General features: G+C 43.0%; 13 protein-coding genes and 1 tRNA gene. 5 read left to right on the top strand and 9 right to left on the bottom strand.

The annotated features are described in order from the left end of the window. Nucleotides 1–12: 12 nt before the first annotated feature. Together rpoD and L2740_RS09635 are read left to right on the top strand one after the other, a co-directional pair. A complete protein-coding gene (gene rpoD / locus L2740_RS09640) occupies nt 13–1863 on the top strand; it encodes an RNA polymerase sigma factor RpoD (RefSeq protein WP_248949932.1) in 1851 nt (616 codons plus the stop codon). 298 nt (nt 1864–2161) lie between these two features. After that, nucleotides 2162–2238: transfer RNA gene (locus tag L2740_RS09635), tRNA-Ile, on the top strand. A 177-nt stretch (nt 2239–2415) separates the two neighbouring features. Here L2740_RS09635 and L2740_RS09630 read toward each other — a convergent pair. Genes L2740_RS09630 through L2740_RS09615 form a run of 4 tightly spaced genes read right to left on the bottom strand, consistent with a single transcriptional unit; the run spans nt 2416 to nt 6932 of the window. After that, nucleotides 2416–4581, bottom strand: coding sequence for a c-type cytochrome (locus tag L2740_RS09630; protein ID WP_248949930.1), 2166 nt, complete (start codon nt 4579–4581; stop codon nt 2416–2418). Between the two features lies 1 nt (nt 4582). Further along, the gene (locus L2740_RS09625; protein ID WP_248949928.1) at nt 4583–5197 is read right to left on the bottom strand and encodes a cbb3-type cytochrome c oxidase subunit II; all 615 of its coding nucleotides are present in this window, start codon (nt 5195–5197) and stop codon (nt 4583–4585) included. Beyond that, the gene (gene ccoN / locus L2740_RS09620; RefSeq protein WP_248949925.1) at nt 5187–6596 is read right to left on the bottom strand and encodes a cytochrome-c oxidase, cbb3-type subunit I; all 1410 of its coding nucleotides are present in this window, start codon (nt 6594–6596) and stop codon (nt 5187–5189) included. Before ccoN ends, L2740_RS09625 begins: the two co-directional genes overlap by 11 nt. Nucleotides 6597–6599: 3 nt before the next feature. After that, nucleotides 6600–6932 carry a c-type cytochrome gene (locus L2740_RS09615; protein ID WP_248949923.1) on the bottom strand — a complete coding sequence of 111 codons (333 nt, stop codon included), beginning with the start codon at nt 6930–6932 and terminating at the stop codon, nt 6600–6602. A gap of 323 nt (nt 6933–7255) precedes the next feature. On the opposite strand from L2740_RS09615, the gene L2740_RS09610 reads away from it, so the two are divergent. Both L2740_RS09610 and L2740_RS09605 read left to right on the top strand, forming a co-directional pair. Further along, nucleotides 7256–7408: a hypothetical protein gene (locus tag L2740_RS09610; protein ID WP_248949922.1), complete on the top strand. Its 153-nt coding sequence runs from the start codon at nt 7256–7258 to the stop codon at nt 7406–7408. 190 nt (nt 7409–7598) lie between these two features. Then, nucleotides 7599–8030, top strand: a complete 432-nt coding sequence (locus L2740_RS09605) for a universal stress protein (RefSeq protein WP_248949921.1) — start codon at nt 7599–7601, stop codon at nt 8028–8030. A 78-nt stretch (nt 8031–8108) separates the two neighbouring features. Here L2740_RS09605 and gabD read toward each other — a convergent pair whose 3' ends face one another. From gabD to L2740_RS09590, 3 genes are all read right to left on the bottom strand, one after another. Then, nucleotides 8109–9557, bottom strand: a complete 1449-nt coding sequence (gene gabD, locus L2740_RS09600; RefSeq protein WP_248949919.1) for an NADP-dependent succinate-semialdehyde dehydrogenase — start codon at nt 9555–9557, stop codon at nt 8109–8111. 370 nt (nt 9558–9927) lie between these two features. Continuing rightward, nucleotides 9928–10482, bottom strand: coding sequence for a class IV adenylate cyclase (gene cyaB, locus L2740_RS09595; protein ID WP_248949918.1), 555 nt, complete (start codon nt 10480–10482; stop codon nt 9928–9930). Between the two features lie 161 nt (nt 10483–10643). Next, a complete protein-coding gene (locus tag L2740_RS09590; RefSeq protein WP_248949917.1) occupies nt 10644–10817 on the bottom strand; it encodes a hypothetical protein in 174 nt (57 codons plus the stop codon). 164 nt (nt 10818–10981) lie between these two features. On the opposite strand from L2740_RS09590, the gene L2740_RS09585 reads away from it, so the two are divergent. Then, nucleotides 10982–11326 carry a DUF3634 family protein gene (locus L2740_RS09585; RefSeq protein ID WP_248469014.1) on the top strand — a complete coding sequence of 115 codons (345 nt, stop codon included), beginning with the start codon at nt 10982–10984 and terminating at the stop codon, nt 11324–11326. 366 nt (nt 11327–11692) lie between these two features. Here L2740_RS09585 and L2740_RS09580 read toward each other — a convergent pair whose 3' ends face one another. Then, a complete protein-coding gene (locus L2740_RS09580; RefSeq protein ID WP_248949915.1) occupies nt 11693–12238 on the bottom strand; it encodes a DUF3833 domain-containing protein in 546 nt (181 codons plus the stop codon). Next, nucleotides 12226–12912 carry a chalcone isomerase family protein gene (locus tag L2740_RS09575; RefSeq protein ID WP_248949913.1) on the bottom strand — a complete coding sequence of 229 codons (687 nt, stop codon included), beginning with the start codon at nt 12910–12912 and terminating at the stop codon, nt 12226–12228. The genes L2740_RS09580 and L2740_RS09575 overlap by 13 nt, the downstream gene beginning before the upstream one ends. Between the last annotated feature and the right edge of the window lies 1 nt (nt 12913).

Genomic DNA, 12913 nt, shown 5'->3' with positions numbered 1-12913 from the left:
TGGATGATATCTATGGATCATACTCCGCAGTCGCAACTAAAATTGTTGCTCGCCAAAGGTAAAGAGCAAGGTTATTTAACCTATGCAGAAGTGAACGATCACTTACCTGCAGACATGGTCGATTCTGACCAGATTGAAGATATTATCCAGATGATCAATGACATGGGTATTCGAGTCTATGAACAGGCTCCGGATGCTGATGAAATCATGATGTCTGAAGACAGCACCGATGATGATGCTGCAGAAGAGGCTGCTGCTGCACTTGCAACAGTAGAAGCTGAATTAGGTCGTACTACTGACCCAGTGCGCATGTATATGCGTGAAATGGGTACCGTTGAACTTCTAACCCGTGAAGGCGAGATTGTTATCGCTAAGCGTATTGAAGAAGGCATCAACACGGTTCAAGCATCTGTTGCGGAATACCCGCAAGCAATTGCAATGATCCTTGAGCAATACGATCGATACGAAGCTGAAGAAGTTAGACTTTCTGACATTATTTCTGGATTTGTTGACCCAAATGCAGAAGATGTTGCTCCAACAGCGACTCACGTTGGTTCAGAGTTATCTGATGATGATTTAGATGACGAAGATGATGACGACGACGATGATGACGATGACGATGACAGCGAAGGCGAAGAGGATGGTCCAAAAGGTCCAGATCCTGAAGAAGCTAAAGAGAAGTTCACTATACTTCGCGCTGCTCACGAAAATGCACTAAGAATTATTGCAGAAAAAGGTCGTGGTCACCCAGAGTCAACAGTAGCATTATTTGAAATTGGCGAGATCTTCAAAGAGTTCCGTTTGATGCCTAAGCAGTTCGACCGCTTAGTTAAAAACATGCGCTCTATGATGGACAAAGTACGTGTTCAAGAACGTTTGATCATGAAACTTTGTGTTGAACAAGCCAAAATGCCGAAGAAAAACTTCGTCAAAGTATATACAAGCAACGAAAGCAGCATTGAATGGTTCAATGACGAACTAGCATCAGGCAAGCCATATGTAGAAGGTCTACAAATGGTTGAGTTTGACGTACAGCGCTGTCGTGCAAAACTAGACGCTATTGAAACTGAAACTGGTCTAGCGATCGGTGCAATCAAAGATATCAACCGTCGTATGTCAATCGGTGAAGCGAAAGCTCGTCGTGCGAAGAAAGAGATGGTTGAAGCGAACTTACGTCTAGTAATCTCTATCGCGAAAAAGTACACCAACCGTGGTCTACAATTCTTGGATCTAATTCAAGAAGGTAACATTGGTCTGATGAAAGCGGTAGATAAGTTTGAATACCGTCGTGGTTACAAGTTCTCAACTTATGCTACTTGGTGGATCCGTCAGGCGATCACTCGCTCTATTGCTGACCAAGCAAGAACGATCCGTATTCCAGTACACATGATTGAAACTATCAACAAGCTTAACCGTATCTCTCGTCAAATGCTGCAAGAGATGGGTCGTGAACCTTCTCCTGAAGAGTTGGCAGAGCGTATGTTAATGCCTGAAGATAAGATCCGTAAGGTACTTAAAATCGCTAAAGAGCCAATCTCAATGGAAACACCTATTGGTGACGATGAAGATTCGCACTTAGGTGACTTTATTGAAGATACGACGCTTGAGCTACCACTAGACTCAGCGACAGGCGAAAGCTTGAAGAACGCAACTCACGAAGTACTAGCTGGCCTAACAGCTCGTGAAGCTAAAGTACTGCGTATGCGTTTCGGTATCGACATGAATACTGACCACACGCTAGAAGAAGTGGGCAAGCAGTTTGACGTAACACGTGAACGTATTCGTCAGATTGAAGCTAAAGCGCTACGTAAGTTGCGTCACCCTTCTCGCTCAGAGATCTTAAAGTCGTTCCTGGACGAGTAGTCTAGTTAGCGATTGACTCTCAAAAAAGCTGCCTAAGGGCAGCTTTTTTTATGCTTTGAATAAAAGAACCACTGCGGCAACTTGGACTTACCCGCACTAATAATAAATACGCCATCATCCTGAATATTGGTAAAAAGATAGAAGTTAACCAAGTGTATCGAGCAAAATATAGAAATATTGATTAACAGATAGCCAGTTGCGCATTTATCCGCGCATTTCTAGTAAAATCTCTGGTGACAAGCGTAATTAAACCTCGTATACTTCTTTCCGCTTTCGATAGTGACGACTATCTTAAGTCGGCCCCTTAGCTCAGTTGGTTAGAGCATACGACTCATAATCGTCAGGTCCACGGTTCAAGTCCGTGAGGGGCCACCAATTTTGATAAGCCGCTTAAAGAAATTTAAGCGGCTTTTTCATGTCTGTCATTTAGTTTTAACTGTCTGCTTCTCTATAGGTTAAGCCCTGTATGAAATAGCAATTAACCCTATCAAATAAAAATGCCTGCAATATTTAACAAGCATTTTTTCATAGTTTCATAGCGCTATTTAGGAGTTAATCTACGCTGATATCACTATCTCTATGGTCGTACATATCTGGTGTTGTATGTAAGTTTCCGGCAAAGCCTGCTTTTTCTAACTGCTTGCGCACCGCTTTTACCTGCTCCGCAGTTACAGGCTCTTTCCTGTCACCTAAATAGTAACGAACAAAGCTGATAAGGTTAGCCAATTCAGTATCCGTCAATACGTTTTGAAAACTCGTCATCGGCATAAAGTTACGTTCTTCATCCAAGTATGTCGGTGCTAATCCTCGAATAGTAACTGCAATCGTATTAAACGGATCGCTGTGCATAATGATGCCGTTATTGAGCAGTGTTGGCGCAATGGGGTCTCGCCCTTTACCGTCTTCACCATGACAGGCGCCACAGGTTTCAGCGTAGAGTGCGTAAGCATTAAACTGCTTGTCGGCATAGGCTTCTTGAGTGAAACCGCTTGGATTTAGCTGTTTAGTGTCTTCTGGAATGGTGTTGTACTTATCACCAACCAGTAAATAGCGAGACATTGTTTGAATGTCTTCTCGGGTCATTAAGCTAGTGCTATTTTTTACCACATCAGCCATGCCCGCAAACGCTGAGCCTTTTGACGAATGACCTGTATGCAGGAAGTCTGTGAGCGATTCTATATCCCACCTGTCTTGGTATAGCTCTTTGGCGCTAATATCTGGCGCGTTCCAGCCATCAATTAAGTTGCCTTGAAATATTTTCTCTGGGATCAAGGCTTGAGCAAGATTACGCGGCGTATGGCACTCACTACAATGACCTAACCCCATTACCCAATACTTGCCTCGTTGCCACTCTTTTAACTCTTGCTCATTTAGCTCAACATGATCTGGCGCCTCATAGGAAAGCGGCGCAGTATTCATAAACACTAAGTTCCAGCCCAAGAGTCCAGTACGAATGTTTGAGGGGAAAATCATCTGGTTGTGATCATTTTGCCGTGCCACTGCCGTTATCGATTGCAAGTAGCTCCATAAGTCTTGAGTGTCTTGCTCAGTTAAGTATTGATAAGAGGTGTAAGGCATCGCGGGATAGAGGTAGCCATTCTTTCCTTTGCCGTCAAACAAAGCAGCTCTAAAGTCAGCGTAGTCATCACTACCAATACCTTCAGATACATGGGGCGTTATATTGGTAGAATACACAGTACCAAAAGGGGTTTTAAACGGCAGACCACCAGCAAAACGCTCTCCCCCCTCTGAGCTATGGCAAGCAACACAGTCACCGGCATTAATCAGATACTCGCCTCGCTTAACCGATTCTGGATCTAGCGCTGCTAGTTTGGCGTCATATAACAGCCTTTGCTCTGTAATGTAAGCTCCAACAGCTAAGATTTCATTTTCAGATAATTGCTCTTCAAATCCTGGCATTAAATTGTTGAGACCGGCTTCAATCGTGTGCTTTATCTCCTCAATGCTGCCACCATGAAGCCAAATAGCATCATTTAGCAATGGTGCACCAATTTGGGTATTCGCCACAGTGCCATCACCATGGCAACTTGCACAGTACTGAGTAAAAATATCTTTACCTAGGTCAATCTTAACTTGTGGCGCATTTAAATTACGTCGCTGCAATGAGGCAATGTAATAAGCCATTTTGGTAATTTGATCATCTGATAAAATTCCTTTCCATCCTGGCATTGCGCCATGACGCCCCTTTTCTATTGAATGTAAAATTTCAGCTTCACTGCCACCATAAAGCCACTCATTATCAATAAGATTGGGAAAATGCTTTTGCCCCTGCGCATTGCGGCTATGACATGCTGCACAATGGTTTGCAAATAATGCCTCACCACTTGCGGTAATCGTTTTATTATTTGCGAGCGTCATTAAGCTTTTGTCATTCAGCGGTGCCATCTCTATTTCTAGGTCAGTGACAGGTGAACTCAGCGCATCATCTTCTTGTTGCCAGCCCATCATGCCTTTCCAGTTACCTAGGCCTGGATACAAGACTAAGAAAATTGCTGAAATACCAAAGGCGACTAAATACGATAAAAACAGAATCCGAGGTGGTGGCGCATCGTTTTCATCAATACCGTCAAATGTATCGATAGTTTTATCTTTGTCGGCACTGTGGTTATCACGCCAATACTTAACGATGACAAGCGCCATAAAGGCTAGAAAGATAACAATGAATCCTATGACCCATATATTCCAGAAAACAGTCATATTAACGCTCCTGATCGCTGGCAGTGTCTTGTCCTAAGCTTTGTAAGTATTGAACCAAAGCCTCCCCTTTTGTCACGCCTTTAACCGCTAAGCGCGCCTTATCAATTTCGCTATCGCTGTAAGGTACGCCCAACGTCTGTAACGCGCGCATTTTAGCTTCAATGTCATCACCGGTTAGTACTTGTTCAAACAACCAAGGGTAAGCTGGCATCAATGAGGTTGGCACCACTTGTCTCGGATTAATAAGGTGGATGCGCTGCCACTGCTCAGAGTATTTTCGCCCTAAATTGGTTAGATCTGGTCCGGTACGTTTTGAGCCCCACAAATTTGGAAACTCATAAATGTCATCCGCTTCTTTGTTGGCCCTGCCATCTCGTTTAACCTCAGGGTCAATGTTACGCACCATCTGGGTATGACAAACATGGCAGCCTTCACTGATATACACATCGCGACCTGCGACTTGAATTGCAGTTAATGGCTTTGCTAACGACTGCTCACGGATTTCATCAGTACGAACAAGATTAGGTACAATTAACACTACAATTGAGAAGCTTGCCACCAGCACAGTAGCAACAATGAGGATCACCAAAGATTGGGTAAAGTCTTTACTTAGCATCTTCACTTACCTCCAAGTTTACCGTCACTGTTTTGTAGAGGTTAAATGCCATCAGCAATAGGCCTAACACAAAACAAGCGCCACCAAAGAATCGCACAAACAACCAAGGGGCTTTAAAATCCATTGCTTCAACAAAGCTATATGCGAGCGATCCATTCTCTTGCTGCGCGAGCCACATATAGCCCTCGCCTATACCGGCGACCCATAAGGCAATGGCATATAGTGCGATACCGAGATGCGCTAACCAGAAATGCCACTTAAGTAGCTTAGGCGACCAAAGTCCATTTTTGCCCCATAGCCGCGGAATGAAATAATAGAACACAGCAATACCAGACATCCCCACCCAACCGAGCGCAGCAGAGTGCACATGCCCAATAATCCACTCGGTATTGTGCGCAATCATGTTGAACCAACGTATTGCTAACAAGGGTCCTTCAAATGTCGCCAAGCAGTAATACAAAATTGCCGACATAAAGAACCACATAATGTAATCCGTTTTCAGTTTGGCTTTATTTTGCAGTAAGGTCATTGCACTGTTGAACGCTCCCGCCCAAGACGGTAACCATAAAATTAACGACATTACGATACCGATGTTTTGCACCCAAACCGGCACTGAAGAATAAACAAGGTGGTGGGTCCCGGCCCAGGTGTAAAAACCGACAAGCCCCCAAAAATGGATGATAGAGAGGCGGTAGGAATAGATCGGGCGTTCGGCGAGCTTAGGTATAAAGTAATAGTTCATACCGATAATACCCGCAGTGAGAAGAAACCCTACCGCATTATGGCCCCACCACCACTGCACTATCGCATCTTGCGCACCAGCAAACACCGAGTATGACTTCATAAAAGATGCCGGCAGAGCTAAATTATTCAGAATAAAAATCAGCGCGATGACAATAATAAAAGCACCAAAGAACCAGTTGGCCACAAAGATATGGTGCACTTTCCGCTTAGCTATGGTGCCAAAGAACAGCACCGCATACAGCACCCAAACAATCACAATTAGAATATCTATCGGCCACTCAAGCTCCGCATACTCTTTACTGGTGGTATAACCTAGAGGCAAGGTGATAAGCGCGAGGATCAGAACTAATTGCCAGCCCCAAAATACCATCCATGACAAGCTTAGGTTGAAGAGCTTGGTTTGTCCGGTTCGTTGCACAATATAGAGCGAGGTACCCATTAAAATATTCACCACAAAGCCATAAATAACTCCGGAGGTGTGTAGCGGACGCAGTCGTCCAAATTGTATGTATTCCGAATCAAAATTAAGAGCCGGCCAATAAAGTTGCGCTGCGAGCACAACGCCAATGAACATGCCTGCAATCGACCATATCAATGCAGCAATAATAAAATAACGGACAACTTTTACATCATAGAGCTCAGTGCTTGCGTGCATGCCCTACTCCTCTTCTTTGTCGGTGCCCAGAACTGAGTAATAGTAAGAAATATCCTTTATATCTTGCTCACTCAGTGCGTCCGCCTGTTGCTGCATCAAAATAGCTAAACCACTTGTTCGTTGCCGAGACTGATAGTCTTTTAATGAGGAAATCAAATACCCCATCTTTTGACCTCGCAAATTTGGATAGGGATCTATGCTGGAGATCCCGTCTTTGCCGTGACAGGTCATGCATACCTTGGCCTTTTCTTTTCCAATTTTAAAACTAGGCTCGTAATCAGCAGATGTTGTCAAAGACCAAAAGGTAATGAGGATTAGTAGCAGTAGTCGGTTCATAAGCAGTCTCTTATCTTCTTGTGCACCTTATTGAAACTAGTCTGTATTCTTTGAATTGCCACAATTTGCACAATTATTAAACGAATTAATTACTACGTGGTGTACTCAAAAAGAGTTCAACTTTTATTCAGTTACTGAACACCAATACTTAAATAAACCGGCATATTCATTACTAAGAGCTAAAGTAATGTTTTTAATAAAGCTAAGATTAACAATAATTAAGGCTCATTTTTTTGTGAGCTTAATCAAAATTAAATCTAAAAATGTGTGGGATATTTATTAGAACGTATCAGCTTGTATCACATATTGATTAGAGGTCTTCTATGGATTTTATTAGACATGCGCCCGCTCTTTTTTCATTACTACTGGGAATTGCGATTGTTGAATGCAGCGTAGTTATACTTGGGCTCAGCCTTAATCGACTGCAAGGCGTGCTAAGCAAAGCCTTCCCAAGTTTAATGGCTGAAAATCAATAACTTTAAAAGTCTGCATAGCAGGCTTTTTTCTTACTCATTCCCTGCCATACAACCACTGGTTATTATCCATTAGCACCTTGCTCCCTGCGCCCTAACACCTATATTTAAAGTAGCGGCGATTCACTCTATAGGCTTGAAAATTCGTGTAGGTACACAGGCTTTAAATAATCGGTATTAACAGGGGGATGTTATGCGTAATCAATCTATTCTTTGCCCGACCGACTTTTCACCAACGGCTTCTCATGCCATTACTTATGCAGTGGAAATGGCTGAGTTTTATCATGTAAAAGTACAGCTGCTGCATGTAGTTAATAAGCCATTTGGTGATAAACACACCCGAGTGTTTGCAGAAACTCCTGATGAATTAATTGAAAGAATGGAAAAGCAGGCAGCAGAGCAAATGCAAGAGTATATTGAAACTTTAGATGCCAACTTGCCGATAGAGAGTATGATCTGTCACGGAGAGGTAGTGCCCACCATATTAGCCAGCGCTAAACAGATGAATGCCGGAATGATAGTCATCGCCAGCCATGGACGAACTGGGCTAAATCATTTTTTAAATACGAATACGGCAGAGAAAATAGTCAATAAAGCCTATTGCCCAGTATTAGTCGTAAAATAGCTTATTTGTAAGTTAGTTATAAAATAGCAGTGAAGACTCACTCCACTGCTAAAGTCTGATAAAAGGTATTATTTAGCTTTAAACAGACATGCAGATGTATTTCATCTCTAAATATTCTTCAATACCGGACTTACCGCCTTCTCGGCCAAGCCCAGACGACTTTATGCCGCCAAAAGGGGCGACCTCGGTTGAGATAAGGCCGGTATTAACCCCCACCATGCCGTACTCTAACGCTTCTGACACTTTCCAAACCAGCGAAATATCTCGACCATAGAAGTACGCAGCTAAACCAAACTCGGTGTCATTAGCTTGCTTGATTACCTCTTCAACATCATTAAATTTAAATAAAGGTGCTAACGGTCCAAAGGTTTCTTCTTTAGCAACTAACATGCTTTTATCGGCATGAGTAATTATCGTCGGCTCAAAGAAATTGCCACCTAGATCTGAGCGTTTACCACCAGCAATCACTTTGGCGCCTTTTGATATCGCATCGGCTAGGTGATGCTCTACTTTTTCTAGTGCATCTACATTGATTAATGGCCCTGTAGTGACACCCGCCTCTGTGCCAACGCCCAAGGTTAACTCACTGACCGCGAGTGCGAGCTTTTTGGCAAACTCATCGTACACTTCAGCTTGCACATAAATTCGATTAGCACAAACACAGGTTTGCCCTGCATTTCGATATTTGGCAATCATAGCTCCTGCAACAGCGGCATCAATATCGGCGTCGTTAAACACGATAAAAGGCGCATTGCCACCAAGCTCTAACGATAGCTTTTTCAGGCTAGGAGCGCATTGCTGCATAAGTTTAATTCCCACTGGCGTCGAACCAGTAAAAGACAACTTTCTCACCACAGGATTAGCACAAAGTTCATTACCTATGGCAATGGCGTCACCGGTAATGACATTAAACACACCTTTGGGGATCCCCGCTCGCTCTGCTAACTCTGCTAATGCTAATGCGGTAAACGGGGTTTGCGGAGCAGGCTTCACAACCATAGTGCATCCTGCTGCTAACGCAGGAGCAGCTTTACGAGTAATCATTGCCGCAGGAAAGTTCCACGGTGTAATCGCCGCAGTCACACCAACACTTTGCTTAATCACCATAAGGCGTTTATCAGCTTGGTGGCCCGGAATCGTCTCACCGTAGACTCGCTTGGCTTCTTCGCTAAACCATTCGATAAAGGAGGCAGCATAAGCCACCTCGCCTTTGGCTTCGCTTAGTGGTTTTCCTTGCTCCGTTGTCATCAACAGTGCTAAATCATCTTGATGTTCAACTAACAACTCAAACCAGCGTTTTAACTTATGTGAGCGCTCTTTGGCTGTTAAAGCACGCCAAGCAGGTAAAGCAGCCTCAGCTGCGATAATTGCCGCTTGAGTCTCATGTGTGCTCATAACCGGTACTTGGCCAATAATAGCCGCTGTTGCAGGGTTCTGAATTGCTATGCTTTCACCACTATCTGCATCAACCCATTCGCCATTAATATAACATTGCTGCCGTAGCAAGCTGGCATCATTTAATTGCACAAGTACTCCTTAGACTAAGTTCACTGACTCAGTTTTATTTCTAAATTTGGGCCAGCAGCATACATATAAACAAGGTCTGTATAGTCTAGGTGCTTGTTACACATATCTGCATTGTTGATCTAACCGCAATAACTCAGCATTTGACCACAGCTCTTACCTTTGGTTGCAAGCACTGCTAAGCTCGATTCCAGCATAAATAAAATTATTTATATCACTAGCCAGTCAATACTAATTATCAGAAGTGATTTCAAGTTAAGAGCTAATGGCTAAGTTCTCGATCTTAAAGTCAACGGTTTAAAATCAAGGATTTAAAATCAAGAACTTAAAACCAAGTGCAGAAAGTCTATTACTTAAACCTTAGGCAATGATACTAATGACCATTAGCCTGCATGGCTTGTTGTAATTGGCGATAAGATTGATGCTCTTGCATCTCTGGCGTTAAGCCTAACTCTAGAGCCAACTCAAGTAACTCTGTTTTATAGCGCGTAAGTGCAGACTCATCATCGGTCATAATCGCAAGCTCGGCAAAGTCACCGATACCAGCTAGGTTATCAACTGTGACATGAAATTCACCGACAAAATAAATACTGCGGGTTTTGCGTAACTCTAGCACCAATTGATAACCCATATTCTGCAGCATACTTTTAGCTCGTTCAGTGTCATTAATATCAACAGCTTCACAGCGGTCTGCTTCGGGGCCTTTCACAATCCACAGCTTAATACCTGAAGGCTGCATCTCTCGAATACAAACACTTTTACCTTGTTGTTTTAGCTTGTGATCTGCTAGGTCATAATAGCAATCATACTCAGCGTTATCTTCAAGCCTTACTTGTATTGGAAGCTGCTTGAGACGGTTTAAAAACTCTGCTTTAGATTGCAAACGATATTTAAACTCAACTTCATATTTGCCGACAAAATGAGCCATGTTTTACCTACTGCTATTTAGAATAAGGTTAGCCATGCAGTATGCCTTATCCCTCTTTTAACCGCAGCGTTTAGACTCACAAGTTTATTGCGTCATTAGCCAACACTTATACATAAACAAAGATAAACAACACCGATTTATTCACCTTGCTGAATTAAGTTTTAATCGCCAAATTCTTTGTTATCACGGGCAATTTTATCGGCTAACTCGCGCCAACTGCTACTAAGTGAATGGTGCTGCTGACAACGTTGGGGAAATGTTTTCGACAGGCCTTCAACCAATTGTGCTTGTTTTTCACATAGCTCTAGCCAGCGTTCGGCATTAGAAATCGACATAGTGTTTTCCTTAACTTATTAATGCTCATCCATTTTGCTATCGTGTTTAACCTAGCGCGAAACACACAAAAATTCCAATCTAGTGACCTAGCCCCTTTTAAATATCAACGCTCAGGAGTATGTTAACTTTAGGTCGAGAAGTGATTAATCGAAAAGGAAAGCGCATGACCCCAACCCTACTTAAAATAGTGTTTATTGCAGTTGCGGTATTTATTATTTACAAACTTCTTTTTAGCGGTAAAAAAGGCTTAACGTTATTTGAAATGCACTTTAAAGAGGGACGGCTAGATTCTCACAAAGGAAAAATTCCTGAGAAATTTGCTAAAGAGTGCCGTGCAATCGCCAAGTCAAATAAGCTAACGTGCACTGTTAGAGCTGAAAAACTTAATGGGGTGCGCTTGCATATATCAGCTAACGTCAGTGACGGCATAGCTCAGCGCATTAGAAATGTATTTCCGTTTGAGTATTATGACAAAAAGCAGGTTGATAACAGCAAGAAAGTTTCTTAATCAGCCTAGTTAACTCAGGGTTAAGAGCTCGTAGGCCTAAAATTGTAGTTGTTACTCTAACGGCTTTGCCTCTTGCTGCTTGTTGGCTACCTCATCACTGGTAGTGGGGCGTTTCCGCTGTCATAGCGGTTTGCCTCGGTGACAACATATCCTCATCTGAACTTGCTGCAATATGATAACTAGCATTAGCACCGCATTCAGTAAGACAAATAAAGCAACGCCTGCGAGCATCAAGTTCCTACACGCTTCTATCGGTGTTTAGGTAAACTTTTAAGCTCGCTTATTAAATAAGTAAGACAAGATTAGAAGTTGAACTCGCTCCTCTAATTCACTGTTACTTATTATATGCTGCTTGAAGCTAGCACCTTACGCTTTGACTTTGCTAATCACTAAGGTGACTTCAGCCATAGTGATGCCAAACTTAATGATATCGCTGCGGTTAATGATGGTGTTTTCATCCACTAAAAATATCCAATCATCGAAAGTCACTTGATATTCAGTATCATCGACTGGCAATAACATTTCATATTGCCATTGCAGTGCCATCCCCACAGCCTGACCTTGGGCTTCGCCTAAAATGTCATTTGCGGTACCTGAGTACTTACCGTCGCCAAGATCTGTAATGTTCCAGATTCGGATCTGCTTTTCGCCGTCATCATAAATAAACCACTCTTTGATCTCGCCTTTATCCCCCTGCCAACTAGCCAGCATCTCAACAGTAAATCGCCGCGTAACCTTGCCGCTAAAATCTTGAACTGTGCCGTGAGCGGTAAGTTTGCCGTCAAAGAATTTCTTTAAATCTAAATTGGGTGTGGTGCCTTGGTAGTCAGAGATATCTGAACTTGAGCAGGCTGCAAGTAACAGCAGCACGAACACAGCTATTGACTGCTTAACCTTACTTAACAATCGCATCCGAGCTCTCCTAATAGTTGTTTTCTGAGTTCTGGCCTGCTGGTTTGCTCTGATAACCATATCGCGAGAAAGTCATCACTAAAGCCCTTAGGCATAGCTTTGGCTAACGGCTCATCGTTGAAGTAAAATTGACTAACTCCAGAATCAAGTACGCGCAAAGTCAACTTGTCACCTTCTACCACATCAGGCCAAACCGCCTTGATTTCAGCGAGCCATTTTTGCTGGCGTTGCTTACTTAAGCCTAAATGTTGCCACTGGTCTAAGGTCGCTTCCACCAGGCGCTCACTTGGGATCTCTTGATAATATTCAATGTCTAACACCAGCGGCAATTCGCCTTGGCTGTAGTTACCGTCAAGAGTGAGCAATTTGGCTCGGTAAAGCGAAAACCACCACCACTGCATCTCACCGCGACCAACCTCTTTAAAGTCATCACTCTTATGCAAAGGTGTTAGATTTATCTGGCTTAAGATATCTTGAGCGTCAGTCTTTGTAGAATGAGCAGCTTGTGCTTCTGTATCAGTGCTAGAAGCATTGATTTGCAGCGATTCATCAATTAACTGCTGCACAATTTTAGCTTGAGCTGAGCTGGCAAACATAAGCAGAATAGCCCAAGCCCAGATTATGTTTTTTGCCGCACTGAAACAGTGCCAACCAACAACGGATATAACACGCATA

It is taken from the genome of Shewanella pneumatophori (assembly GCF_023283895.1).
Taxonomy (GTDB): Bacteria; Pseudomonadota; Gammaproteobacteria; order Enterobacterales; family Shewanellaceae; genus Shewanella; species Shewanella pneumatophori.
The sequence above is the reverse complement of the archived record's forward strand: the minus strand, read 5'-3'. Positions and strand labels throughout refer to the sequence as shown.

Coding starts and splice junctions, on each gene's coding strand:
- rpoD (WP_248949932.1), top strand. CDS start 13: ATGGATCATACTCCGCAGTCGCAACTAAAATTGTTGCTCGCCAAAGGT.
- L2740_RS09630 (WP_248949930.1), bottom strand. CDS start 4,581: ATGACTGTTTTCTGGAATATATGGGTCATAGGATTCATTGTTATCTTT.
- L2740_RS09625 (WP_248949928.1), bottom strand. CDS start 5,197: ATGCTAAGTAAAGACTTTACCCAATCTTTGGTGATCCTCATTGTTGCT.
- ccoN (WP_248949925.1), bottom strand. CDS start 6,596: ATGCACGCAAGCACTGAGCTCTATGATGTAAAAGTTGTCCGTTATTTT.
- L2740_RS09615 (WP_248949923.1), bottom strand. CDS start 6,932: ATGAACCGACTACTGCTACTAATCCTCATTACCTTTTGGTCTTTGACA.
- L2740_RS09610 (WP_248949922.1), top strand. CDS start 7,256: ATGGATTTTATTAGACATGCGCCCGCTCTTTTTTCATTACTACTGGGA.
- L2740_RS09605 (WP_248949921.1), top strand. CDS start 7,599: ATGCGTAATCAATCTATTCTTTGCCCGACCGACTTTTCACCAACGGCT.
- cyaB (WP_248949918.1), bottom strand. CDS start 10,482: ATGGCTCATTTTGTCGGCAAATATGAAGTTGAGTTTAAATATCGTTTG.
- L2740_RS09590 (WP_248949917.1), bottom strand. CDS start 10,817: ATGTCGATTTCTAATGCCGAACGCTGGCTAGAGCTATGTGAAAAACAA.
- L2740_RS09585 (WP_248469014.1), top strand. CDS start 10,982: ATGACCCCAACCCTACTTAAAATAGTGTTTATTGCAGTTGCGGTATTT.
- L2740_RS09580 (WP_248949915.1), bottom strand. CDS start 12,238: ATGCGATTGTTAAGTAAGGTTAAGCAGTCAATAGCTGTGTTCGTGCTG.
- L2740_RS09575 (WP_248949913.1), bottom strand. CDS start 12,912: ATGCGTGTTATATCCGTTGTTGGTTGGCACTGTTTCAGTGCGGCAAAA.